This window comes from Pseudomonas sp. KBN10P06128 (assembly GCF_037574945.1).
In the GTDB taxonomy this organism is placed as follows: domain Bacteria; phylum Pseudomonadota; class Gammaproteobacteria; order Pseudomonadales; family Pseudomonadaceae; genus Pseudomonas; species Pseudomonas aeruginosa.
The window spans coordinates 2,200,605-2,226,015 of sequence record NZ_JBBELR010000001.1; the positions used below are offsets into that span (position 1 = coordinate 2,200,605).

Below are 25,411 nucleotides of genomic sequence, written 5' to 3' on the forward strand. Positions count from 1 at the left end.
ATGTCCCTCGCCAGTGTCTTCAACATTGCCGGTAGCGGCATGAGCGCCCAGAGCACCCGCCTGAACACCGTGGCCAGCAACATCGCCAACGCCGAGACGGTTTCCTCCAGCGTCGACAAGACCTACCGCGCCCGCCATCCGGTGTTCTCCACCATGTTCCAGCAGGCCCAGGGCGACAGCGGCTCGCTGTTCGCCGACCAGGACAGCTCCGGCGCCGGCGTGCAGGTGCTGGGCATCGTCGAGGACCAGAGTTCGCTGATGCCGCGCTACGAGCCGAACCATCCGGCCGCGGATGCCAACGGCTACGTGTATTACCCCAATGTGAACGTGGTCGAGGAAATGGCCGACATGATTTCCGCCAGCCGCGCCTTCCAGACCAACGCGGAAATGATGAATACCGCCAAACAGATGATGCAGAAGGTCCTGACCCTGGGTCAGTGAGCGGAGTAGAGCATGAGCATCGATAACGTCAGCGGCACCAGCAGCAACACCGGCAACGTCAACGGCAGCAAGCGCGCCGCCGGCAGCGGCGCCACCGAGACCGGGCAGAGCGTCAAGGGCAGCAGCAACCTGGGCAAGGACGAATTCCTCAAGCTGCTGGTGGCCCAGTTGAAGAACCAGGACCCGATGTCGCCGCAGCAGAACGGCGAGTTCATCGCCCAACTGGCCCAGTTCAGCACCGTGGAAGGCGTGCAGTCGCTGAACAAGAGCATGGAGAGCATTCTCTCCAACTACCAGTCGTCGCAGGCCCTGCAAGCCTCGTCGCTGGTGGGGCGGAAGGTCATCGTGGCGACCGACAAGTCGGTGGTGGACACCAAGGACACCTTCAAGGCTTCCCTCAACCTGCCGGTCTCCAGCAGCAACGTATGGGTCAACGTCTACGACGACAAGGGCACCGTGGTCAATCGCATCAACCTCGGCCAGCAGGCTGCCGGCAGCGTCAGCTTCATGTGGGACGGCAAGGACAGCAGCGGCAACATCATGCCGCCGGGCACCTACAAGTTCGAGGCGCAGACCTCGATCGACGGCAAGACCTACGGGCTCCAGACCTACCTGCCGGCCAACGTCGACAGCGTCACCCTGGGGCAGAACGGCGGCGAGCTGATGCTCAACCTCGCAGGCCTGGGCAGCATCGCGCTGTCCAAAGTACAGATCATCGGCCAGTAAGCCGGCGTTTCCGGCAAGGAGCTATCCATGAGTTTCAACATCGGCCTGAGCGGCATCCAGGCGGCCTCCAGCGGCCTGAACGTCACCGGCAACAACATCGCCAACGCCGGCACCGTAGGCTTCAAGCAATCCCGCGCGGAGTTCGCCGACGTCTACGCCGCCTCGGTGCTGGGTTCGGGCAGCAACCCGCAGGGCAGCGGCGTGCTGCTCTCGGACGTCTCGCAGATGTTCAAGCAGGGCAACATCGACTCGACCAACAGCGTGCTGGACCTGGCCATCAACGGCAACGGCTTCTTCGTCACCAGCAACAACGGGGCGATCAGCTACACCCGCGCCGGCTACTTCAATACCGACAAGCAGGATTTCATCGTCGACAACAACGGCTACCGCCTGCAGGGCTATGCCGTCGGGCCGAACGGCCAGTTGCAGAACGGCGTGGTCACCGACCTCAAGGTCGAGCGCGCCAACCAGGCGCCGCAGGCCACCTCGAGCATCCAGCAGTCGTACAACCTCAACTCGACGCTGAAGCCGCCGACCGTGACGCCGTTCGATCCGTCCGACGCCGCTACCTACAACTCGTCCTCTTCGCTGGGCATCTATGACAGCCAGGGCAACTCCCACACCATGAGCCAGTTCTTCATCAAGAACGAGCCGGACCCGAATGCGACCCCGCCGATTCCGGAGAACAGCTGGACCATGAAAGTGCTGATCGACGGCGTCAATCCGCTCGATCCGTCGAACAAGACGCCGATGAGCTTCAACGTCACCTTCGACGCCAGCGGCCAGATGACCTCGGTTCGGGCGCCGGACGGCAGCACCAGCGGGCCGGGCTTCAGCATCGACGCGACCACCAACGTGATCCAGTTCAGTCCGGCCACCGGCAATCCGCCGACTCCCGGCACCGGCTGGATTCCGGCGGCCTCGGACGGCAAGACCCCGCCGACCTACGCCTGGAACGGCGCGACCGGTGCCGCCAGCGGCATCTCCTTCGACATGCGCAAGACCACCCAGTACTCCACCGCGTTCGCCCAGAGCAACCCGATCCAGGACGGCTACACCACCGGTCAGCTGGCAGGCCTGGAAATCGACGACACCGGGGTGATCTTCGCCCGCTACACCAATGGCCAGTCCAAGGTGCAGGGCCAGGTGGTGCTGGCCAACTTCGCCAACATCCAGGGTCTGACGCCGATCGGCAAGACCTCCTGGGTGCAGTCCGCGGAGTCCGGCGAGCCGGCGGTCGGCGCGCCGCGCTCGGGCACCCTGGGGGCGCTGCAATCCGGCGCGCTGGAAGCGTCCAACGTGGACATCTCCAACGAACTGGTGAACCTCATCGTCCACCAGCGCAACTACCAGGCCAATGCCAAGACCATCCAGACCGAGGATGCGGTGACCCAGACCATCATCAACCTGCGCTGATGACGGCGAGCCGGTGCCGTCCGGGCGCCGGCAAGGCCCTTGCCGCCAGCGGCAACCCCTGGCCAGGGGTTGCCCCCGAAGCCTCCGAAAGGAGGCTTTCTTTTTTGTAAAATCCATTTAAATCAATAACTTAATTTTTTTTCGAATTCTGGCACGGCGCTTGCTGGATAACCTGCAAGAAAGCCCGGCGGATTGTGCCGGTGCCTGGAGGATTCGATGGACAAGATGCTGTACGTCTCCATGAGCGGGGCCAGCCAGAACACCCTGGCGATGCGTGCTCATGCCAACAACCTGGCGAACATCTCGACCAGCGGCTTTCGTCGCGACTTCGAGCAGGCGCGTTCGATGCAGGTGTTCGGCGACAGCTTCCCGGCGCGGGTATTCGCCATGAGCGAGCGGCCCGGTACCGATTTCAGCCATGGCAGCCTCCAGGAAACCGGCAACGAGCTGGACATCGCCATCGACGGCGACGGCTTCGTCGCGGTCCAGGCGCCGGATGGCAGCGAGGCCTACGTGCGTACCGCCGGCATGCACATCGACGCCCTCGGCATGCTGCGCACCGGCGACGGTTTGCCGGTGCTCGGCAACGGCGGACCGATCGCCGTGCCGCCGGAGGAAAAGGTGGAGATCGGCCAGGACGGCACCATCAGCATCCGCGCCCTTGGCGAGAACCCCAACGTGGTCGCCGTGGTGGACCGGATCAAGCTGGTCAACCCGAACCTGAAGCAGATGGAGAAGGGTACCGACGGCCTGCTGCACTACAAGCCGCAGCCGGGCGAGCAGGCGCCGCTGGCCGACGCCAACGTGAAGGTGGTCTCCGGTTTCCTGGAAAGCAGCAACGTGAACGCGGTGGAAGAGATGACCGCGATCCTCTCGCTGTCCCGTCAATTCGAGCTGCACGTGAAGATGATGCGCACCGCCGAGGACGATTCGGCGGCCATGGCGCGGGTTTTGCAAATCAGCTAATCACTTGAGCGTGGTGCCATAAAACCGGCACCCGAGGAGCACGACGATGTTATCGGCACTGTGGGTCAGCAAGACCGGTCTGTCCGCCCAGGACATGAACCTGACCACCATTTCCAACAACCTGGCCAACGTATCCACCACCGGCTTCAAGCGCGACCGCGCGGAGTTCCAGGACCTGCTGTACCAGATCCGGCGCCAGCCGGGCGGCCAGTCGACCCAGGACAGCGAGCTGCCTTCGGGCCTGCAACTGGGTACCGGTGTGCGCGTCGTCGGCACCCAGAAGATCTTCACCCCGGGCAGCCTGCAGACCACCGAGCAGCCGCTGGACATGGCGGTCAACGGGCGCGGCTTCTTCCAGGTCCTGCTGCCGGACGGCACCGTGTCCTACACCCGCGACGGCAGCTTCCACCTGAACTCCGACGGGCAGATCGTCACCTCCAACGGCTTCGCCCTGGAGCCGGCGATCGTGGTGCCCAACGAGACCCAGACCTTCACCGTCGGCCAGGACGGCACCGTCTCGGTGACCACCACCGGCAACGCCCAGCCGCAGGTGATCGGCAACATCCAGACCGCCGACTTCATCAACCCGGCCGGCCTGCAGGCCATCGGCAACAACCTGTTCCTGGAAACCGGCTCCAGCGGCGCGCCGCAGGTCGGCACGCCGGGTCTCAACGGCCTCGGCACGGTTGCCCAGAACACCCTGGAAAACTCCAACGTCAACGTGGTCGAGGAACTGGTGAACATGATCACCACCCAGCGCGCCTACGAGATGAACTCCAAGGTCATCTCCACCGCCGACCAGATGTTGTCCTTCGTCACCCAGAATCTTTGACGGGCCCTGACCGGGCCCTGGCTGTACGCCGCGAGGTAGCTTGATATGAACCGGCTGATGATCGTCTCCCTGCTTGGCATCGCCACCGCCCTGGGCGGTTGCGTCAGCCCACCGCCGAAGCCGAACGATCCGTACTACGCGCCGGTGCTGCCGCGCACCCCGCTGCCCGCCGCGCAGAACAACGGCGCGATCTACCAGGCCGGCTTCGAGCAGAATCTCTACGACGACCGCAAGGCCTTCCGCGTGGGCGACATCATTACCATCACCCTCAACGAGAAGACCCAGGCGAGCAAGAAAGCCAACTCCGATATCCAGAAGGACAGCAAGACCAAGATGGGGCTGACCTCGCTGTTCGGTAGCGGCATGACCACCAACAACCCGATCGGCGGCGGCGACCTCAGCCTCAGCGCCGAATACGGCGGCTCGCGCGACGCCAAGGGCGACAGCCAGGCGGGGCAGAGCAACAGCCTGACCGGCTCGATCACCGTGACCGTGGCCGAGGTGCTGCCCAACGGCATCCTCTCCGTGCGCGGCGAGAAGTGGATGACCCTGAACACCGGCAACGAGCTGGTGCGCATCGCCGGCCTGGTCCGCGCCGACGATATCGCCACCGACAACACCGTGTCCTCGACCCGCGTGGCCGACGCCCGGATCACCTATTCCGGCACCGGCGCCTTCGCCGATGCCAGTCAGCCGGGCTGGCTGGACCGCTTCTTCCTCAGCCCGCTGTGGCCGTTCTGAGGACGCTCGCGATGACCAAGTTCAAACACCTGCTGGCCCTCGCCGCGCTGCTCCTGGCCGCCGGCGCGGCCCAGGCCGAGCGGTTGAAGGATATCGCCAGCATCCAGGGCGTGCGGACCAACCAGTTGATCGGCTATGGCCTGGTGGTCGGCCTGAGCGGCAGCGGCGACCAGACCACGCAGACGCCGTTCACCCTGCAGACCTTCAACAACATGCTGGCGCAGTTCGGCATCAAGGTGCCGGCCAACGTCGGCAACGTGCAGTTGAAGAACGTCGCCGCGGTATCGGTGCATGCCGACCTGCCGCCGTTCGCCAAGCCGGGCCAGCCGATCGACGTCACCGTGTCGTCCATCGGCAACGCCAAGAGCCTGCGCGGCGGCAGCCTGCTGATGACTCCGCTGAAAGGTATCGACGGCCAGGTCTACGCGGTCGCCCAGGGCAACCTGGTGGTCGGCGGCTTCGACGCCGAAGGCCGCGACGGCTCGAAGATCACCGTCAACGTACCGTCCGCCGGACGTATCCCGGCCGGCGCCACCGTCGAGCGCGCGGTGCCGAGCGGCTTCGACCAGGGCAACAGCCTGACGCTGAACCTCAACCGCCCGGACTTCACCACTGCCAAGCGCATCGTCGACCGCATCAACGAACTGCTCGGTCCGGGCGTCGCCCATGCGGTGGACGGCGGCTCGGTGCGGGTCAGCGCGCCGCTCGACCCGAACCAGCGGGTCGACTACCTGTCGATCCTGGAGAACCTCGACGTGCAGCCGGGCGAGGCGGTGGCCAAGGTCATCATCAATTCGCGCACCGGCACCATCGTCATCGGCCAGAACGTCAAGGTATCGCCGGCCGCCGTCACCCACGGCAGCCTGACCGTGAGCATCACCGAAGACCCGATCGTCAGCCAGCCCGGTGCCTTCTCCAACGGCCAGACCGCCGTGGTGCCACGCTCGCGGGTGAACGCCGAGGAGGAGACCAAGCCGATGTTCAAGTTCGGTCCCGGCACCACCCTGGACGACATCGTTCGCGCGGTGAACCAGGTCGGCGCCGCGCCGAGCGACCTGATGGCGATCCTCGAAGCCCTGAAGCAGGCCGGCGCGTTGCAGGCCGACCTGATCGTGATCTGAGGACGACGCCATGGATTCCCGTTTGCTCAGCGGTATCGGCGTAGGCCCCGACAGCGGCTCCTATACCGATCTCAACCGCCTCAACCAGCTCAAGGTCGGCAAGGACCGCGACGGCGAGGCGAACATCCGCAAGGTCGCCCAGGAATTCGAATCGCTGTTCCTCAACGAGATGCTCAAGTCCATGCGTTCGGCCAACGAAGCGCTGGGCGACGGCAATTTCATGAACAGCCAGACCACCAAGCAGTACCAGGACATGTACGACCAGCAACTGTCGGTGAGCCTGTCGAAGAATGCCGGCGGCATCGGCCTGGCCGACGTGCTGGTGCGCCAGTTGTCGAAGATGAAGCAAGGCTCCAGGGGCAACGGCGAGAACCCGTTCGCCCGGGTCGCCGAGAACGGCGCCGGTCGCTGGCCGAGCAACCCCAGCGCGCAGGCCGGCAAGGCCCTGCCGATGCCGGAAGCCGGCCGCGACGACTCGAAGCTGCTCAACCAGCGGCGCCTGGCGCTGCCGGGCAAGCTGGCCGAGCGCATGCTCGCCGGCATCGTTCCCTCCGCCTCGCCGGCCGCCAGCCAGATGCAGAGCCTGGGCCAGGACAGCTACCTGCCGGCGCAGAGCTACCCGGCGGCGAGCCGCCGCGGTTTCTCCACCGATGGCGTCGACAGCCAGGGCAGCCGGCGCATCGCCCAGCCGCCGCTGGCCAGGGGCAAGTCGATGTTCGCCTCCGCCGACGAATTCATCGCCACCATGCTGCCGATGGCCCAGAAGGCCGCCGAGCGGATCGGCGTCGATGCCCGCTACCTGGTGGCCCAGGCCGCGCTGGAGACCGGCTGGGGTAAATCGATCATCCGCCAGCAGGATGGCGGCAGCAGCCACAACCTGTTCGGCATCAAGACCGGCAGCCGCTGGGATGGTGCCTCGGCGCGCGCCCTCACCACCGAATACGAAGGCGGCAAGGCGGTCAAGGAGGTCGCGGCGTTCCGCTCCTACTCGTCGTTCGAGCAGAGCTTCCACGACTACGTCAGCTTCCTCCAGGGCAACGACCGCTACCAGAACGCCCTGGACAGCGCCGCCAACCCCGAGCGCTTCATGCAGGAACTGCAGCGCGCCGGCTACGCCACCGATCCGCAGTACGCCCGCAAGGTGGCGCAGATCGCCAGACAGATGCAGACCTACCAGGCCGTCGCCGCCGCCGGCACGCCGCCTCTGGGTTGAGCAAGGAGGAACTGACCCATGTCCGACCTACTCTCGATAGGCCTGTCCGGCCTCGGCACCAGCCAGACCTGGCTGACCATCACCGGGCACAACATCACCAACGTCAAGACGCCGGGCTACAGCCGCCAGGATGCCATCCAGCAGACCCAGGTCCCGCAGTTCAGCGGTGCCGGCTACATGGGCTCGGGCAGCCAGATCGTCGACGTGCGCCGCCTGGCCAGTGACTTCCTCACCGGCCAGTTGCGCAACGCCACCAGCCAGAACAGCGAGTTGAGCGCATTCCGTAGCCAGATCGAGCAGCTCGACGGCCTGTTGTCCAACACCACCACCGGCGTCAGCCCGGCCATGCAGCGCTTCTTCGCCGCACTGCAGGCCGCCGCCAACAATCCCTCCTCGACCGAAGCGCGCGAGGCAGTGCTTGCCCAGGCCGAGGGGCTGGGCAAGACCTTCAATACCCTCTATGACCAGTTGGACAAGCAGAACAGCCTGATCAACCAGCAACTGGGCGCGCTGGCTTCGCAGGTCAACCATCTGTCACAGAGCGTGGCCAGCTACAACGATGCCATCGCCAAGGCCAAGTCGGCGGGCGCGGTGCCCAACGACCTGATGGATGCGCGCGACGAAGCCGTGCGCAAGTTGTCCGAGATGATCGGGGTGACCGCGGTCACCCAGGACGACAACAGCGTCAGCCTGTTCATCGGTAGCGGCCAGCCGCTGGTGGTGGGCAATACCGTGTCGACCCTGAGCGTGGTGCCCGGGCTGGATGACCCGACCCGCTACCAGGTGCAACTGAGCAACGGCAACTCCATACAGAACGTCACCGGCCTGGTGTCCGGCGGCGAGATGGGTGGCTTGCTGGCCTACCGCAACAGCGCCCTGGACAGCAGCTACAACAAGCTCGGGCAGTTGGCGATCACCCTCGCCGATACCATCAACAAGCAGTTGGGGCAGGGCCTCGACCTGGCCGGCAAGGCCGGCGCCAACCTGTTCGGCGACATCAACGATCCGGACATCACCGCGCTGCGGGTCCTGGCGAAGAACGGCAACACCGGCAATGTCCACGCCAACCTGAACATCACCGATACCAGCAAGCTGAATTCCAGCGATTTCCGCCTGGACTTCGACGGCACCAATTTCACCGCGCGGCGCCTGGGCGACGACGCAAGCATGCAGGTCACGGTCAGCGGTACCGGTCCCTACACCCTCTCGTTCAAGGATGCCAACGGCATCGACCAGGGCTTCAACCTGACCCTCGACCAGCTCCCGGCTGCCGGCGACCGCTTCACCCTGCAGCCGACCCGGCGTGGCGCGGCGGATATCGAGGCGACGCTGAAGAATGCCTCGCAACTGGCGTTCGCCGGTACCGCGCGTACCGAATCGACCACCGAAAACCGCGGCACCGGCAAGATCGGCGCGCCGACCCTCACCAGCGGTCCGTCGCCGGTGGACCCGGCGGTGCTACAGGGCGCGTTCGGGCCCAACGGGATCAGCCTGGGCGCGACGCTCAGCGCCGACGGCAAGACCTATACCCTGTCCTCGCCGTTGCCGGCCGGCTGGAGCTACGTCGACAAGGACGGTAACGCCCTGACCGGCAGCCCGACGCTGACCAGCGGCAATACCAATACCGTGCGCATGGCGTTCACCGACCCGAGCGGGCAGAAATACAGCTACGAATTCGAGCTCAGCGGCGTACCGCAGAACTCCGACAGCTTCAAGCTGGGCTTCAACGACAAGGGCATTTCCGACAACCGCAACGCTCTCAACCTGCTGGCCCTGCAGACCAAGCCGACCGTCGGCGGCACCGACAACACCGGTTCCACCTACAACGAGGCCTATGGTGGCCTGGTCGAGCGGGTCGGCACCCTGACCGCCCAGGTGCGTGCCAGCAGCGAGGCCAGCGCCACGGTGCTGAAGCAGGCCCAGGACAGCCGCGATTCGTTGTCCGGGGTGAGCCTCGACGAAGAGGCGGCCAACCTGATCCAGTTCCAGCAGTACTACGGTGCCTCGGCCCAGGTGATTCAAGTTGCCCGCACTCTGTTCGATACCCTGATTGGAGCGTTCCGTTGAGTTCTCTCGACGGGGCCTAAGCCAGCGAGACCGCCACCATGCGCATTTCCACCATCCAGGCCTTCAACAACTCGGTCAACGGGATTTCCCGCAACTACGCGGACCTGAACCGTACCTTCGAGCAGATCAGCACCGGCAAGCGCATCCTGACCCCGGCGGACGACCCGGTCGGTTCGGTACGCCTGTTGCGCCTGGACCAGGAACAGGGGTTGAACGAGCAGTACAAGACCGGCATGACCGAGGCGAAGAACAGCCTGAGCCAGGAGGAAACCATCCTCCGTTCTGTCGGCAACGTCCTCCAGCGCATCCGCGAGATCGCCGGCCAGGCCGGCGACGGCGCACTGGACTCCAACGACAAGAAGTCGCTGGCCAGCGAGTTGCGCCAGCGCGAGGACGAGTTGCTGAACCTGCTCAACAGCCGCGACGCGAGTGGCAAATACCTGTTTTCCGGGTCCCAGGGCTCGGTGCAGCCGTTCGTGCGCAACGAGGACGGCACCTACAGCTACATGGGCGACGAGAGCCAGCGCGAGGTGCAGATCGCCAGCAGCACGCGGATTCCGGTCAGCGACAGCGGCAAGGTGCTGTTCGAGGACATCGTCAATGCCGCTCGTCTCGATACCAAGGCGGCGGCTGGCAATACCGGCGACGGTCGCATCTCGGTCGGCCTGGTCGAGGACGAGCTGGCCTTCGACAGCCAGTTCCCGGCGAGCAATCCGCCTGCGGCAACCGACGGCTTCAACATCCACTTCGTCAGCGACAAGGAGTACGTGGTCTACGATCCGAAGAGCCTGCCTCCGGGCTATGACTGGACCACCTACGATCCGAATTCGCCGCCGGCCTGGCAATTGTCCAAGGGCGCCATCGACGACGACCCGAAGACCATCGACAAGGTGCTCTACGCCGGTGTCAGCGTGACGATCGACGGCACGCCGAAGGCGGGCGACGAGTTCAACGTCAACTACAAGCCGGGCAGCGAGAAGCGCAGCCTGCTGAACGTGGTGTCGGACCTGCGCAAGGCCCTGGAAAGCTCCACCGACAACCAGGCCGGCAACGACGCCATCCGCGATGCGACGGCGGTGGCCCTGACCAACCTCTCCGCCGTGGCTGCCGCCGTGGATGGCGGCCAGGGCAAGATCGGCGCGCGCCTGAATACCGTGGAAAGCACCGAGACCTTCATCGACGATGTGAAGCTGGTGAATGCGTCGGTGATGTCGCAGATCCAGGACCTGGACTACGCCGAGGCGTTGTCGCGGCTGTCGTTGCAGTCCACCATCATGGATGCCGCGCAGCAGAGCTACGTGAAGATCCAGGGGTTGAGCCTGTTCAACTACCTGAAGTGACAGTCCCTCTGTGGAACAGGGCCCATGACTCCGTCATGGGCCTTTTCGTTCGCAGGGACTGTACCTGTGTCGCTGGAGGGTATGTTCCGCAAGGTCTACGGAAACACGGGAGAATTTGTCAGAAGTTTGACTGCCGATTCGCGCCGCAGCGCCTGTGGAACAGCCAGGGGCCGCGCGACCAGGGGCTTTGACCTGCATCAGGCTCTTTGGGTACGGGCCTTGCATAGAGTGGCGTGCTCGGGTTTTTCGCCCTTTACTCGCCTGAGTATCCATTCATCAGGGCCCTACATGAACAACAAGACGATCCCGGTCACCAGCCCGCTGCTGCCGCCCCTGGAAGAGTTCATCCCCTACCTGGAAAAGATCTGGGAGAGCCGTTTCCTGACCAACGGGGGCGACATGCACCATGCGTTGGAAGAGGCCCTGTGCGAGTACCTGGGGGTGAAGCACATCGTGCTCTTCGCCAACGCCACCCTGGCGCTCATCACCGCGCTGCAGGCATTGCGGGTGACCGGCGAGGTGATCACCACGCCGTACTCCTTCGTCGCCACCAGCCACGCGCTGCTGTGGAACGGGCTCAAGCCGATCTTCGTGGACATCGACCAGGACTCCATGAATCTCGACCCGTCGCGGATCGAGGCGGCGATCACCCCGCAGACCACCGCGATCCTGCCGGTGCATTGCTACGGCAACCCCTGCGATGTCGAGGCGATCCAGCGGATCGCCGATATCCACCACCTGAAGGTCATCTACGATGCCGCGCATGCCTTCGCCGTGCGCGACGCCGGCGGCAGCGTACTGCGCCACGGCGACCTGAGCATCCTCAGCTTCCATGCCACCAAGGTGTTCAACACCTTCGAGGGCGGTGCGATCATCTGCTCGGACGAAAACACCCGGCAACGCCTCAACCACCTTAAGAATTTCGGCTTCGTCGACGAGGTCACGGTGGTCATGCCCGGCATCAACGGCAAGCTCAACGAGGTCGGCGCTGCCTTCGGGCTGCTGCAACTCAAGCACGTCGACCAGGCCCTGGAGCAGCGCAGGGAGATCGCCGAGCGCTATCGGCGCCTGCTGGCCGGCGTCCCTGGCATCCAGTGCCTCCGGCCTGGTACCCAGACCTTCGCCAACAACGCCTATTTCCCGATCCTGGTGGAAGACGATTTTCCGCTTTCGCGCGACGAGCTGTACCAGCGCCTGCGCGACAGGGATGTGCTGGTGCGGCGCTACTTCTACCCACTCATCAGCGACTTCCCCATGTACCATTCGCTGCCCTCGGCGGCGCCCGCCAATCTTCCGGTGGCGCGGTCGATTTCCTCGCGGGTGCTGTGCCTGCCGATCTATCCCGGGCTGGCCGCCGCAGACGTCGAGTTCGTCGCCGGCCTGATCGCTTCCGCCGCCATGCCGCGGCGGCGGGCATCAAGTTGAGCCCGTCGCGACCGATAACAGAATGAACAACCGCCTCACTCAGGTAGACAAGAAATGAGCCAAGCAAAATTCATCGAAGACTTCCTTTCCGCCACCGATTTCCAGAATCCCGTCGAGGTCAGCATGGACACCCAGCTCGAAGACCTGCCGGAATGGGACTCGCTGGCCGCGCTCGGGGTCATCGTCATGTTCGACATGGAATACGGCAAGACCATCACCGGCGAAGACCTGATCAAGGCTCGCACGGTGGGCGACCTCTACCAGATGCTCGGACTCTGACCATGGCCACCTCCACGCTGAAGAACGTCCGTTTCGCCGGGATGGCGACCTGCGTCCCCAAGCGCGTTATCTCCAACCTGACCGACTGCAAGCCGCAGTTGCGCGCCGAGCGCGAACGCCTGGTGCGCAACATCGGCATCGAGACGCGGCGCATGGCGCAGGAGTGGCAGTGCTTCTCCGACCTGGCCTTCGACGCCGCCGAGCGCCTGCTGGAAAGCCTGGAGTGGAAGCGCGAGGAGGTCGATGCGCTGATCGTCGTGACCCAGTCTCCCGACTACCTAGCGCCGGCTACCGCGATCATCCTCCAGGACCGCCTGGGGCTGCCGCATTCCACCGTGGCCTTCGACGTCAACCTGGGTTGCTCGGCCTATCCGTTCGCCCTCAACCTGCTGGGTTCGCTGATTGCCGCCGGCGGGGTGAAGAAGGGTCTTGTGCTGGTCGGCGACCGCGGCGCCAGTGTCAACGATCCGATCTTCTCCGACGCGGGCACCGCGACGGCGCTGGAGTTCTGCGAAGGCGCGCCGCCGATGCATTTCGACCTGAACAGCGACGGCAGCGGCTACAAGGCCATCATCCTGCCGGTGGGCGGCCATCGCGAACCGGTCGGCGTGCAGCACCTGATGCCGTTCCGCGAGGACGAGAACGACCATTGGCACCGTGCCATCGACCTGCAGCTCGACGGCACCGCCGTGCTCAGCTTCTCCACCCAGCGCGTACCGCCGGCGGTGGAAAAGCTGCTCGACTATGCCGGTGCGAGCAAGGACGAAGTGGACTACTTCGTTTTCCACCAGGCCAACCGGATGATCAACGAGACCATCCGCAAGAAGCTCGGCCTGCCGGTAGAGAAGGTGCCTTCGACCCTGCGCGACTTCGGCAACACCAGCGGCGCCTCCCTGCCGGTGACCATGACCGCGCGGATCAACCGGGAACTCGAGGCCGGCCGCAATCGCGTGTTGCTCTGCGGCTTCGGTATCGGCCTGTCCTGGGGGACCTGCCTGGTGGATATCGAAGGGGCGAAGTTCCCCGACCTGATCGAATCCTGAGAGCCTTGAACGCGGAATCAGCCAAGTGAACGACGAGACTTCCTTCAATCCCTTCAGCCTGTCGGGCAGGCGCATCCTGGTCACCGGCGCCAGCTCCGGCCTGGGCCTGGCCATCGCGCAGAGCTGCGCGCGGATGGGCGCCGAGCTGATCGTTACCGGACGTGACCAGACCCGCCTGGATGGATGCCTGACAACCTTGCAGTCGATCTCGGAGCTGCCGCACCGTGCTGTCCAGGCCGATCTTCGGGTAGCCGAGGAGCGCGCTGCGGTGGTAGCGGCTGTCGACAGCGAAATCCATGGACTGGTGCATAGCGCCGGTATTTCCCGTCTGTGTCCAGTGCGGATGATGACCGAAGCGCACTTGCATGAAGTCCAGTCGATCAATGTCGACTCGCCGATGCTGCTTACCCAGGCGTTGCTCAAACGCAACCTGGTAGCGCCCGGCGGTTCGATCCTGTTCATCGCTTCCATCGCCGCCCACATCGGGGTTGCCGGAGTGGGGGCATACTCGGGAACCAAGGCCGCTCTGATCGCCATGTCCCGCTGCCTGGCCATGGAAGTGGTGAAGCGCAACATCCGGGTTAACTGCCTGTCTCCATCACTGGTGGAAACACCGCTTCTGGATGCAGCCACCCAGACGGTCGGTTCGATGGACGGTCAACGCAGCAACCACCCGATGGGCTTCGGCAAGCCCGAGGATATCGCCAACGCCGCTATCTTCATGCTTTCCGATGCCAGCCGCTGGGTGACCGGCACGACCCTGGTGATGGACGGCGGCCTGACCATCAGTTGAGGACGATGCAATGAAGAGGATCATCATCCTCGGCGCCGGTGGGTTGGGGCGTCAGGTGCTGGCCCAGCTGCAGGTCGACTACGGTCACGGCATCGACTGGGTGATCGGCGGGTTTCTCGACGAGCGCGGCCCCGACGCGGTCGCGGAGTCGCTCTACTACCCGTGGCTCGGGTATCCGGAGAGCTTCGTCGCGGAGCCTGACCAACTGTTCGTCGCCGCGGTCGGCGATCCGCTCAGTCGCCAGAAGCAGGTCGCATGCCTGCTGGCGAAGGGCGCCGAGTTCGTCGCTATCCGCACCCGCTGCACCCTTGGCGTGCGGACCAGTTACGGCCCGACCTTCTTCGGCTACGACGTGAGCAGCGGCGTGGACTGCCGTATCGGCGCCTACGGTTTCATCGACCAGCAAACCATGCTCGGCCACGACGTGGTCATCGGCGACTATGTACACATCGGCCCGCGCTGCCTGCTGGCCGGCTACGTGAAGGTGGGCGATCGTGCGGTGATCAACTCCGGGGCGATGATCGCCCGCGACGTCAGTATCGGCGAAGACGCCGTGGTGGGCATGGGCGCGGTGGTGTTCAAGGACGTGGCGGCCGGACAGACCGTGGTCGGCAATCCGGCCCGGGTTATTTTCAGCAAGTGAAGGTTGTGGATGTGGACATGACTCGCCATGCGCTGGACGCAGCGCACTACACCGAGCCGCAGACGCTCGCGCTGGAGCGCGAAAGGCTGTTCGGCAGGCTCTGGATCTTCGTCGGCTTCAGTTCGATGGTGCGCGAGCGCAATCAGTTCTTCACCCGCAAGATCGCCGGCGTGCCGGTCGTGGTGCAGCGTACCGAGTCCGGCATCCGGGCCTTTCTCAACCAGTGTCCGCATCGTCTGTCGGCCATCCAGACCGAATGCACCGGCCAGCGACCGCTGGTCTGCCCGTACCATGCCTGGTCGTTCGGCGCCGAGGGGCAGCTACAGGGCATTCCGAACTCCAGTCTGTACCAGTTCAGCGCCGAGGAGCGGGCGCGGATCGGCTTGCGCAAGCTGCACCTGGAAGAGGTGGAGCAACTGCTGTTCGTCAACCTGGCGGACGACCCGCTGCCGCTGCGCGAGCAGTTCGACGATGGATTCCTGGAAACCTTGCGGGAGGTCTCCTCGCACCTGGATACGCGGCTGATCTACAGCTGCCACAAGGTGCGCTACAACTGGAAGCTGAACATGGAGAACGTGAAGGACTACAACCATGTTCCTTTCGTCCATCCGAAGACCTTCCTCCCGGTGATGACCGCCCCGGTGCGCGGTCTGGCACGCGAGGCTGCGGTGCCATCCGAGGTGCTGCGCCTGCTGCAGGAAGGCGAAACGCCGGAGCTGCGTTCGCTGAGCTTCCCCACCAAGGCGCCGATCCAGCCCTACAAGAGCTGGTTCTCCGACCTCTGTGAGGGCTACGGCGACGAGCACGCCTACTACAACTGGTTCATCTACCCGAACGTGAACTTCTGCAGCGTCCGTGGCGAGCACTTCCTGCTCCAGCAGTACGATCCGGTGGCACCCGGCGAGACCGACTACCACCTGTGGATGATGACTGCTCGGCGCAAGGATCCGAAGACCGATTTCAGCGCTTTGCTGAGCACCCTGATTCGCGGCGAGCGTAACGTGATCGGCGAGGACACCCTGGTCCTGGAACGCCTCCAGGAGGGGCTGGGCGCACATTCGCCGCCGTTCATGCACGGCGACTACGAGGTGCAGCTGGTGCGCCAGCACCTGTGGTATCGCGCGCAGGTACTGGGGGAGAGGGCATGAAGCAGGCGATCATCGTCGGGGAAGGGCGCGCGCTCGAACGGGCGGACAGTACTGCGCGGGAACGGGGACTGGAACACCGGGTCCTGGAGCTGAATGCTGCGGATCGACACAACTTCGATATTGCGCCTCTGCTCGAACGCTACCCCGCTGCGGAAAGCGAAGTATTCGTGGCGCTGGACGAGCGGGCGGTGAACTACGCCCGCCACAAGCTCATCGCGGATATCCGCCTGGCGGGCTACCGGCTATTCGATATCGTCTCGCCTCAGGCCATCGTCGGCGAAGGCGTGCGACTGCTGGGCAACGTGTTCGTCGGCGCCGGTTGCGTGCTCGCCGGTCCTGCCCGCATCGGCACTGGCAGTTGGCTGGAGCTGCAGGTCCTGGTGGAGGAGGACTGCCGGGTCGGAACCTGTAGCACGCTGCTCGCTGGCGTGCAGTTGGGACGGCGAGTGGAGATCGGCCAGGGCAGCACGCTGGGTGCGGGCAGCGTCGCGCTCGCCGACACCCGGGTGGGGCGACACTGCGAATGGTTGTTGCCGGGCAGGCTTCCCCGGGAACTACCCAATTACTCCTTTTACGATGAACTCATGCCCGATGGGGCACGCATCCTATGAGCGGGGAGCTGTCGATGATGGCGGGAAACGATATGACGCAGGCGGACTTCCTTTCGCGATGCGAACGGAGCGGATATCTATTGGTGCTGGTGCCTAGTTCCTATCTTGGAGGGGTGTTCCGCTCACAGGTGGTTGCCGGTTTGTCGCAGCGTCTGCCTGGGGTTCGCCTGATTGCTGTGGACGATGTGCTTTTCGCCAGCAATAGCGTTCCCGATGGTTTCGACCAGGTGATTCCTACCGCCCAGTTGAAGGAACCATGCCACGCAGGGAAACCCGCGGTGAATTGTGCCTATTCGCTGCCTACCTGGCTGACGCTGGATCACCTGGCGAAGACTGCGCAATGCATCACCCTCGATCTGCCCGAGCTTCTCTACCTGCTGGATATTCCTTTGGTCTACCAGACCGGCGCGCTGACTCGCGAATTGGCGATGCAGCATCACGCCGAGTTCGTCTCGCTGCGCGAGCGCCTGGCCGACGAGCGAAGCCGGAAGACCCTGGAAGCCATCATGCGCCTGCGTTTGGACGGCAACCGCGCTGCGTTGCTGGACGTGTTGTGTCCGGGAGAGCAGGAATACTTTTCCCTGTATCGGGGCCCCGAGCATCCGATCGTCTTGCGAAGCGACGAGCATTACGTGGATATCGGTGCCTACGATGGCGATACGGTGAAGAAGTTCATGCTGGCGGCTCGTCATGAATATGCTTCGATCCATGCCTTCGAGCCTGATCCGGCGAATTACCGGCTCATGCATGCGTCGCTTGCTGGAAGTGTCGGTCTCCATCTGCATAACCAGGCGGTGTCCGATACCGGCGGCCATCTCGCATTCGCAGCCCACGGCACCATGGGAAGCAGGGTCGAGATAGACGGCACCGTGCAGGTGCCGTGCGTGCGGCTCGACGATGTCCTCGATGTCATGACCTTGCTGAAAATGGATGTGGAAGGCCATGAGGCACGGGTTCTGCGGGGGGCCGCGCGGCTGATCGACGAGTGCCGGCCGCGCATGGCCATCACCTGTTACCACCATGTGCAGGACCTGCTGGACATCGTCGCCGCGATCGACGGGATCGCTGCGGGAGCCCGGCTGCGCCTGCGCCATTACTCGCTGTATTTCTACGACACGATCCTCTATGTCGACTGGCCGGATGCTCTTCGTGAAGGGCGCTGACGCGCTCGTCGGAGCAGATGCTCCGCCGCGGGGAGTCGAGACCGGGAGCGGCGACACGAAGGGCCATGGCCCGGCCCTTCCGATCACCATGCGCTGCACCAATTACTCAGGAATGGCTCAATGAGCGCGAACGTTCGTGTCAGCATCGTCATGCCGACCTACAAGCTGGAGTACTTCGAGGACGCCCTCGACAGCGTGCTCGGGCAGACCTATCCGGCCCTGGAGCTGATCATCTGCGACGACAGCAGCGACGAGCGGATCGCCACGCTGGTCGAGCAGAAGCGCGCCTCCGCGGCATTCCCGATCCGCTACTTCCGCAACGAGACGCGCCTCGGCGAGCTGGGTAGCACGGCGAAAGGCATCCGCCTGGCGGAGGGCGAGTACGTCAAGTTTCTCCACGACGACGACGTGTTGCTTCCCGAGTGCGTCGAGGCGTTGGTGGGAGCGATGGAGCGCGAGCCGAACGTGGTCCTGGCCTCGTCGCGGCGGTTGCGTATCGACGAGGAAGGGCAGCCGCTGCCGGACATCCTGGCGACCTGCTTCCCGTTCGCCGGCGACGTCCTGATCGACGGTCGCGAGCTGGTCTCGTTCCTCGCCGACCACACCATCAACTTCATCGGCGAACCCAGTTGCCTGATGGCCCGGCGCGATGCGCTGCTGCAGATCTGCGAGCGCCTGATGATGCTCAACGGCCGGGCCATCGACTGGATCGGCGACCTGGCCATGTGTGCGCAGTTGCTACAGCGTGGCGACCTGGCGTTCCTGTCGCGGCCGCTGACCCGTTTCCGCGTCTCCCGCCAGCAGTTCAGCCAGATCGGGCGCGACCAGCCCGGTATCGGCGAGCAGGGCCATGCCGACTTCCGCCTGGCTATCCGCGAACTGGGTTGGTATCGCCAGGCCGGCGACAACCGCTTCGTCCGGGTGGCACCGATCACCCGCCTGGACGCCCGTGTCTTCAAGCCGGTCAACCTGCTCGCCGCGCTGAGGCGGGCGGCGGGCTTCGGTAGCGTCACGCTGTCGACCTGGCTGGAGGCGCGGCGGCCGGATGCGGTGCAGAAGGTGCTGATCGATCGATTCCTGCAGGAGCAGGGTGGTGGGCCGCGCTTCGCGGTGCTGGTGCTCGATGCCCACGGCGATACCGAGGCCGTGGAGCGTACCCTGCAGAGCCTGGAGCACGTCAATTCGTATCCACGTGTCGAGAGCCACCTGTTCGCGCCGCTGGGCACGAGTCCGCGGAACGGAGCGATGCTCTTCGATCCAGAGGTGGGGCCGGTGCCGACGATCAACCAGGCGCTTGCCCGGCTTGATACCGACTGGTTGCTCCTGGTCGAAGCGGGCGTCGAATTCACTGTCAGCGGCCTGCTGGTGGCGGCGCTGGACCTGCTGGCGGCACCGGAGAGCTGCCAGGCGGTGTATGCCGACGAACTCATGCGCCTGGATGACGGCGAGCTGGGCGCGGCGTTGCGCCCGGACCTGAATCTCGACCTTCTGCTCAGTTTCCCCGCCGGCCTGTCCCGGCACTGGTTGTTCCGCCGCGAGCCGCTGCTTGCCACGGGCGGATTCGACGAGACCGCCGGCGAGGCTTTCGAGCTGGCCTACCAGTTGCGTCTCGTCGAGCAGCGGGGCCTGGGCTGTATCGGACACATCAGCGAGCCACTGCTGTCTGGCCCAGCGCTGCGCCTGCAGGACAGCACCGCCGAGCGTGCGGCGATCGAAGGCCACCTGCGTGCCCGTGGCTACGCGCAGGCGACAGTCGGAAGCCGGCTGCCGGGGCGCTACGAGCTGGACTACGGCCACGCCGGGCAACCGCCGGTCAGCATCCTGGTGCTGGCCGGGGAGCGCCTGGCGCAGCTCCAGCGTTGCGTAGAAACCGTGCTGGAGAATACCGCCTATCCCAACTACGAGATCCTTCTGCTGGAACAGGGTGGCGAAGCGGCCGACGTTCGCGAATGGCTGCTCGCCGTCGAAGGCATGGGTGTCGAGCAGGTGCGGGTGCTGCGAGGCGATGGGCAGTTGTCCCGTGGGGCTCTGCGCAACCTGGCGGCGTCCCGGGCGCGCGGCGAATTCCTGCTCTGGCTCGATGCCGGCAGCGGCATCCTCGACAAGGATTGGCTGCAGCAGTTACTCAACCATGGCCAGCGTCCGGAAGTCGGCGCGGTAGGCGCCAAGCTCCTGGCGGCGGACGGACGGGTCTGCCACGCCGGCTGGCTGCTCGGTTTGTGCGGACCGGCCGGGCGGGCCTTCGAAGGGCGTTCGCACGAGGACGCCGGTTACCTGCAGCGCCTGCAGGTGGACCAGAACTACTCGGCGGTGGCTGGCGAATGCCTGTTGATGCGCCGCGAGTTGTTCCTCGAATTGGGCGGTTTCGACGAGGCGCTGACGCGCTGGGACGATGTCGACATCTGCCTGCGGGCGGTCCAGGCGGGCTACCTGAACGTATGGACGCCGCGTGCGCGGCTGTTGCTCGATGCGCCTGCCACGACGGCGGCGAGCGTCGAGGAAGAAGATGCGCTGTACGCGCGCTGGCTACCGTTGTTGGCACGCGATCCCGCCTATAACCCGGGCTTTTCGTTGCAGGCCGAAGGCGGTTTCAAGCTGGCCGACCCGCAGCTGGCCTGGCGCCCGTTGCAGGGGTGGCGGCCCTTGCCCACTGTCCTGGCGCACCCCGCCGACCTGTTCGGCTGCGGCCATTACCGGGTGATCCAGCCGTTCAGCGCGTTGCGCGAGTCGGCATCCATCGATGGCGCGCTGTCGATCGGCCTGATGCACGTGGCCGATCTGGAGCGCTACGCCCCGGACGTACTGGTGCTGCAGCGCCAGGTCGGCGAGGAGCGTCTCGAGGCCATGCGGCGGATGCAGGCGTTCTCGTGAGCCTTCAAGGTCTACGAGCTGGACGACTATCTGCCCAACGTGCCCCTCAAGAGCGCCCATCGCCAGCACCTGCCGAAGGACATCCTGCGCACGTTGCGTCGCGGGCTGGGTTACGTCGACCGCTTCGTGGTGTCGACGCCGGCCCTGGCAGAGGCCTTCGCCGGTCTCCACCCGGATATCCGGGTGATCGAGAACCGCCTGCCGGTGGGGTGGTGGCAGGGGCTGCGGGCGCAGCGGCGGCGCGGCGAGCGGCCACGTGTCGGTTGGGCGGGCGGCTCGAGCCATACCGGCGATCTGGAACTGATCGCCGATGTGGTCCGGGAACTGGCCGACGAAGTCGACTGGGTGTTCTTCGGCATGTGCCCGCCGTCCATCCGTCCCTTCGTCAGGGAAGTGCATGCGGGGGTGCCTATCGAACGCTATCCGCGGGCATTGGCGGCTCTCGATCTCGACCTGGCGCTGGCGCCGGTGGAGCAGAACCTGTTCAACGAGTGCAAGAGCAATCTGCGCCTGCTGGAATACGGCGCCTGCGGTTTCCCGGTGGTCTGCAGCGACGTGCGCTGCTACCAGGACGATCTGCCGGTGACGCGGGTGAAGAACCGTTTCCGCGACTGGGTGGACGCGATCCGCATGCATACCCGCGACCTGGATGCCGCGGCCAGGGCAGGGGATCACCTGCGCGAACGGGTGCTGGCGGATTGGATGCTCGACGGCGAGCGTTTGCGCGCCTGGTATCGTGCCTGGATGCCGGACTGAGCGGCCGGCGGGGCTTTCCGTCGCGCTGTCCGCAGCGCTTGGGAGGCCTTGCGCGAACCCCTCCGACGGGGACGATGCATGAAAAACGAGGATGGTCAAAAAAAAACCTAAAGCTCCCCAGGGAAGCGCCGATAAAGATCACGAATGCGAACTTTAGGGGTGCCTGGGCGATGCCCACCCGAGGTCGCAAGCTCAGGCAAACATATCGTCCTTGGAGGGCATCAAGATGGCCTTGACCGTCAACACCAACATCGCTTCGCTGAACACTCAGCGGAACCTGAACAACTCTTCCGCGTCGCTGAACACTTCGCTGCAGCGTCTGTCCACCGGTTCGCGCATCAACAGCGCCAAGGACGACGCCGCCGGCCTGCAGATCGCCAACCGTCTGACCAGCCAGGTCAACGGCCTGAACGTGGCTACCAAGAACGCCAACGATGGTATCTCCCTGGCGCAGACCGCTGAAGGCGCCCTGCAGCAGTCGACCAACATCCTGCAGCGTATGCGTGACCTGTCCCTGCAGTCGGCCAACGGCTCCAACAGCGACTCCGAGCGTACCGCTCTGAATGGCGAAGTGAAGCAACTGCAGAAAGAACTGGATCGTATCAGCAACACCACCACCTTCGGTGGCCGCAAGCTGCTCGACGGTTCCTTCGGCGTCGCCAGCTTCCAGGTGGGTTCGGCCGCCAACGAAATCATCAGCGTCGGCATCGACGAGATGAGCGCAGAGTCGCTGAACGGCACCTACTTCACGGCTACTGGCGGCGGTGCGGTCACTGCTGCAACCGCTTCGGGCACCGTCGACATCGCGATCGGCATCACTGGCGGCAGCGCCGTGAACGTCAAGGTCGACATGAAGGGCAACGAAACCGCCGAGCAGGCGGCTGCCAAGATCGCCGCTGCGGTCAACGACGCCAACGTCGGCATCGGTGCCTTCACCGACGGCGCGCAGATCAGCTACGTGTCCAAGGCTAGTGCGGATGGTACTACCAGTGCGGTTTCCGGCGTAGCCATCACCGACACCGGCAGCACCGGCGCAGGCACCGCGGCAGGCACCACGACGTTCACCGAGGCTAACGACACCGTCGCCAAGATCGACATCTCCACCGCGAAGGGCGCTCAGTCCGCCGTGCTGGTGATCGACGAGGCGATCAAGCAGATCGACGCCCAGCGTGCCGACCTCGGTGCGGTGCAGAACCGCTTCGACAACACCATCAACAACCTGAAGAACATCGGTGAGAACGTATCGGCTGCTCGCGGCCGGATCGAAGACACCGACTTCGCAGCCGAAACCGCCAACCTGACCAAGAACCAAGTGCTGCAACAAGCCGGCACCGCGATCCTGGCCCAGGCCAACCAGCTGCCGCAGTCGGTTCTGAGCCTGCTGCGCTAAGCTTCGGCGAGGTCAAGGTGAAGTCACGAGGGGGAGCGCTGGCGCGCTTCCCCTCGTATCTCATTGAGAGGTAGCGACGATGGACGTCAGCAATGTCAACAATTCGACGGCTGCTCCGGTAATCCGGCTGTTCGGCTCGGCGTCTTCTTCCGATGGCGCACGCCCGGCCGGCCAGGCCGGCGAGGCGGCCGCCAGCGCAAGCGCGCAACGGACGGGCGACGTCAGGATGGGCGACAAGGAGCAACGCGCTGCGGTCGAGGAGGCGGTTTCCTCCATCGAGAAGTTCACCCAGAGCATCCGCCGTGATCTGAGTTTCAGCCTGGACGACTCCACGGGGCGGGTAGTGGTCAAGGTGACCGATTCGACTTCCGGAGAAGTCATCCGGCAAATCCCTTCCGAAGAGGCCCTGCGCCTGGCAGAGCGACTGGACGAAGCGCGCAGCCTGCTGTTCAAGGCGGAAGCCTGAGCGGAATTGGCACGTCTTTTGACTGTCTGTTGGAATTGGAAGGACAAAGCGTCAATGAGCTGACGAGGTGAAGCAAGATGGCGAACAGTACGACGATCAACGGCTACAACTCGGGCCTTGATATCAAGAACATCGTTTCCACCCTGGTGGCGGCCGAGAAGGCGCCGAAGGAGGCGCAGCTCAAGCGCCTGGAAAGCGACACCACCGCCAAGTTCACCGGCATCGGCCAGCTCAAGAGCGCGATCTCCGACCTGCAGACCATCCTCAAGGAGCTGAACAAGCCCGAGCTGTTCCAGAAGCGCTCGGCGAGCACCAGCGACGAGAAGTTCGCCACCGCCACCGCCACCAAGGACGCCCTGCCGGGTATCTACAAGCTCGAAGTGACCCAGCTGGCCAGCGTCAGCAAGGTGGCCACCGCGTCGTTTGCCGATGGCTACAAGACCACTTCCGGTGGCACCCTGACCATCAAGCAGGGCGCCGACGATGCCGGCGTCACGGTAAACGTCGCGGCGGGCGCGACCCTCGCCGAAGTGCGCGACTCGCTCAACGCGCAGCTGAAGGACAAGGGCATCAGCGCCAACATCGTCAACAACCCTGGAGACGGAACCTCGCGACTGGTCTTCACCGGCAAGGATTCCGGCGCCGGCAAGGACGTGTTCGTCCAGGGCAGTTCCGGCCTGGAGAACTTCAACATCGGCAGCGTCGGCGCCGATGGCAAGCTGACCCTGTCCCAGTTGGACGGTACTTCCTCCAGCAGCAGCGGCTACATCACCCAGGCCAGGAACGCCAAGTTCAGCATCGACGGCCTGACCCTGGAAAGCCCGACCAATACGGTCGACAAGGTCATCAACGGCGTCACCTTCGAGCTGAAGACGGTCACCGACACCAACAAGCCGATCACCATCTCGGTCGAGCAGGACCGTGGCGGCGTCAAGGACAACATCAAGAAGTTCGTCGAGGCCTACAACAAGCTGGTCGGCGTGACTTCGGAACTGACCGGCGTGACCAAGGTGGGCGACGACAAGGCTCCCGTGGTCGGTGCCTTGGTCGGTGACAGCAGCGTGCGCAACCTGCTCACCACCATGCGCAACGAGATGGTCCAGCCGGGGCAGGGTACCGATGTCCGCATGCTCGCCGACATGGGTATCACCACCAAGAAAGACGGCACCCTGGAAATCGACGACAAGAAACTCGACAAGGTTCTGAAGGACAAGTTCGAGTCGGTTTCCGCTCTGTTCACCGGCGATACCGGCCTGATGAAGCGTCTCGACGACAAGCTCACGCCTTACACCCAGACCGGCGGCGTGCTCCAGCAGCGCCTGGATGGATTGCAGGACACCATCAAGTCGGTGGATACCCAGCGCCAAGCGCTCGATCGCCGGGTCGAGCAGTTGCAGGATCGTTTGCTCAAGCAGTTCACCGCCATGGACCAGTTGATCGGCCAGCTCAACCAGACCAGCGGACGCATGGCCCAGGCTCTTAGCAGCCTGCCTGGCCTTGTGAAGAAAAGCTGATGTCGCGCCCTATCGATACCTACCGGCAGGTAGGCAGCGCACAGGACGTCCCGCCCTACCAAGTGGTCAAGCTTCTGCTGGACGGCGCGCTCGAACGCATCGCCCTGGCCCGGCGCGCGGTGCTGGAGCGCAACCCGGCGCTGCGCGGCGAAGCGGTAGGCACCACGTTGTCGATCATCGGCGCCTTGCAGGCTGGCCTCGATCACCAGCAGGGCGGCGAGATAGCCGGCAATCTGGACGCGTTGTACGACTACATGACCCGTCGCCTGGCTGATGTCGCGCTGGACGACACACCGCGTCCGCTGGACGAGGTCGAGGCGCTGCTGGGCCAGATCAAGCAGGCCTGGGATGCCATTGGCAGCGCCGAAGCGCAGGGCGAAGACAGCGAACGGCGCTAAAGAATCGCGGTAGCCGACCGATATAGAGCGTATCAGTCACCGAACAAG

The 25,411-nt window shown here is 64.7% G+C and carries 22 protein-coding genes and 1 pseudogene; all 23 read left to right on the forward strand.

What is annotated here, in order from left to right; genetic code table 11:
* The 23 genes and pseudogenes from flgC (at nt 1) to fliS (ending at nt 25,363) form a co-directional block, all read left to right on the forward strand.
* Nucleotides 1–441: a flagellar basal body rod protein FlgC gene (flgC, locus tag VQ065_RS10515; protein WP_003082150.1), complete on the forward strand. Its 441-nt coding sequence runs from the start codon at nt 1–3 to the stop codon at nt 439–441.
* 12 nt (nt 442–453) lie between these two features.
* A complete protein-coding gene (flgD, locus tag VQ065_RS10520) occupies nt 454–1,167 on the forward strand; it encodes a flagellar hook assembly protein FlgD (protein ID WP_003082153.1) in 714 nt (237 codons plus the stop codon).
* Nucleotides 1,168–1,194: 27 nt separating this feature from the next.
* On the forward strand, nt 1,195–2,583 hold the full coding sequence (gene flgE / locus VQ065_RS10525) for a flagellar hook protein FlgE (protein WP_003086405.1): 1,389 nt from the start codon (nt 1,195–1,197) through the stop codon (nt 2,581–2,583).
* A gap of 216 nt (nt 2,584–2,799) precedes the next feature.
* The gene (gene flgF, locus VQ065_RS10530; protein ID WP_003082159.1) at nt 2,800–3,549 is read left to right on the forward strand and encodes a flagellar basal-body rod protein FlgF; all 750 of its coding nucleotides are present in this window, start codon (nt 2,800–2,802) and stop codon (nt 3,547–3,549) included.
* Between the two features lie 46 nt (nt 3,550–3,595).
* Nucleotides 3,596–4,381, forward strand: a complete 786-nt coding sequence (gene flgG, locus VQ065_RS10535; protein ID WP_003082164.1) for a flagellar basal-body rod protein FlgG — start codon at nt 3,596–3,598, stop codon at nt 4,379–4,381.
* 45 nt (nt 4,382–4,426) lie between these two features.
* Nucleotides 4,427–5,122 carry a flagellar basal body L-ring protein FlgH gene (flgH, locus tag VQ065_RS10540; protein WP_003086407.1) on the forward strand — a complete coding sequence of 232 codons (696 nt, stop codon included), beginning with the start codon at nt 4,427–4,429 and terminating at the stop codon, nt 5,120–5,122.
* A gap of 11 nt (nt 5,123–5,133) precedes the next feature.
* Nucleotides 5,134–6,243, forward strand: a complete 1,110-nt coding sequence (locus VQ065_RS10545) for a flagellar basal body P-ring protein FlgI (protein ID WP_003082169.1) — start codon at nt 5,134–5,136, stop codon at nt 6,241–6,243.
* Nucleotides 6,244–6,253: 10 nt separating this feature from the next.
* Nucleotides 6,254–7,456, forward strand: a complete 1,203-nt coding sequence (flgJ, locus tag VQ065_RS10550) for a flagellar assembly peptidoglycan hydrolase FlgJ (protein WP_003086409.1) — start codon at nt 6,254–6,256, stop codon at nt 7,454–7,456.
* Nucleotides 7,457–7,474: 18 nt separating this feature from the next.
* Nucleotides 7,475–9,523, forward strand: coding sequence for a flagellar hook-associated protein FlgK (gene flgK / locus VQ065_RS10555; RefSeq protein WP_003086411.1), 2,049 nt, complete (start codon nt 7,475–7,477; stop codon nt 9,521–9,523).
* Nucleotides 9,524–9,561: 38 nt separating this feature from the next.
* Entirely contained in the window at nt 9,562–10,863 is a 1,302-nt protein-coding gene (gene flgL / locus VQ065_RS10560; RefSeq protein WP_003086414.1) for a flagellar hook-associated protein FlgL, read from the forward strand.
* Between the two features lie 288 nt (nt 10,864–11,151).
* Nucleotides 11,152–12,288, forward strand: a complete 1,137-nt coding sequence (locus VQ065_RS10565; protein ID WP_003086416.1) for a DegT/DnrJ/EryC1/StrS family aminotransferase — start codon at nt 11,152–11,154, stop codon at nt 12,286–12,288.
* A 54-nt stretch (nt 12,289–12,342) separates the two neighbouring features.
* Nucleotides 12,343–12,567 (forward strand): acyl carrier protein, encoded by a 225-nt coding sequence (locus VQ065_RS10570; RefSeq protein WP_003086419.1) that lies wholly within the window; start codon nt 12,343–12,345, stop codon nt 12,565–12,567.
* Nucleotides 12,568–12,569: 2 nt separating this feature from the next.
* A complete protein-coding gene (locus VQ065_RS10575) occupies nt 12,570–13,610 on the forward strand; it encodes a ketoacyl-ACP synthase III (protein WP_003086420.1) in 1,041 nt (346 codons plus the stop codon).
* Between the two features lie 25 nt (nt 13,611–13,635).
* Nucleotides 13,636–14,403, forward strand: a complete 768-nt coding sequence (locus VQ065_RS10580) for an SDR family NAD(P)-dependent oxidoreductase (protein WP_003086422.1) — start codon at nt 13,636–13,638, stop codon at nt 14,401–14,403.
* Between the two features lie 10 nt (nt 14,404–14,413).
* Nucleotides 14,414–15,046 (forward strand): acetyltransferase, encoded by a 633-nt coding sequence (locus tag VQ065_RS10585; RefSeq protein ID WP_003086423.1) that lies wholly within the window; start codon nt 14,414–14,416, stop codon nt 15,044–15,046.
* Between the two features lie 17 nt (nt 15,047–15,063).
* Entirely contained in the window at nt 15,064–16,194 is a 1,131-nt protein-coding gene (locus tag VQ065_RS10590; RefSeq protein WP_003086426.1) for an aromatic ring-hydroxylating oxygenase subunit alpha, read from the forward strand.
* Nucleotides 16,191–16,805, forward strand: a complete 615-nt coding sequence (locus VQ065_RS10595) for an acetyltransferase (RefSeq protein WP_003086429.1) — start codon at nt 16,191–16,193, stop codon at nt 16,803–16,805. The genes VQ065_RS10590 and VQ065_RS10595 overlap by 4 nt, the downstream gene beginning before the upstream one ends.
* Nucleotides 16,802–17,968, forward strand: a complete 1,167-nt coding sequence (locus tag VQ065_RS10600) for an FkbM family methyltransferase (protein ID WP_077565757.1) — start codon at nt 16,802–16,804, stop codon at nt 17,966–17,968. Before VQ065_RS10595 ends, VQ065_RS10600 begins: the two co-directional genes overlap by 4 nt.
* Before the next feature lie 120 nt (nt 17,969–18,088).
* Nucleotides 18,089–21,595 (forward strand): annotated as a pseudogene (locus VQ065_RS10605) (glycosyltransferase).
* A gap of 226 nt (nt 21,596–21,821) precedes the next feature.
* Nucleotides 21,822–22,985, forward strand: a complete 1,164-nt coding sequence (locus VQ065_RS10610; protein WP_003086434.1) for a flagellin — start codon at nt 21,822–21,824, stop codon at nt 22,983–22,985.
* Between the two features lie 79 nt (nt 22,986–23,064).
* Nucleotides 23,065–23,451, forward strand: a complete 387-nt coding sequence (locus VQ065_RS10615) for a flagellar protein FlaG (RefSeq protein WP_003086436.1) — start codon at nt 23,065–23,067, stop codon at nt 23,449–23,451.
* A 77-nt stretch (nt 23,452–23,528) separates the two neighbouring features.
* A complete protein-coding gene (gene fliD / locus VQ065_RS10620) occupies nt 23,529–24,965 on the forward strand; it encodes a flagellar filament capping protein FliD (protein WP_003086438.1) in 1,437 nt (478 codons plus the stop codon).
* Nucleotides 24,965–25,363 carry a flagellar export chaperone FliS gene (gene fliS, locus VQ065_RS10625; protein ID WP_340080395.1) on the forward strand — a complete coding sequence of 133 codons (399 nt, stop codon included), beginning with the start codon at nt 24,965–24,967 and terminating at the stop codon, nt 25,361–25,363. The genes fliD and fliS overlap by 1 nt, the downstream gene beginning before the upstream one ends.
* Nucleotides 25,364–25,411 lie beyond the last annotated feature (48 nt).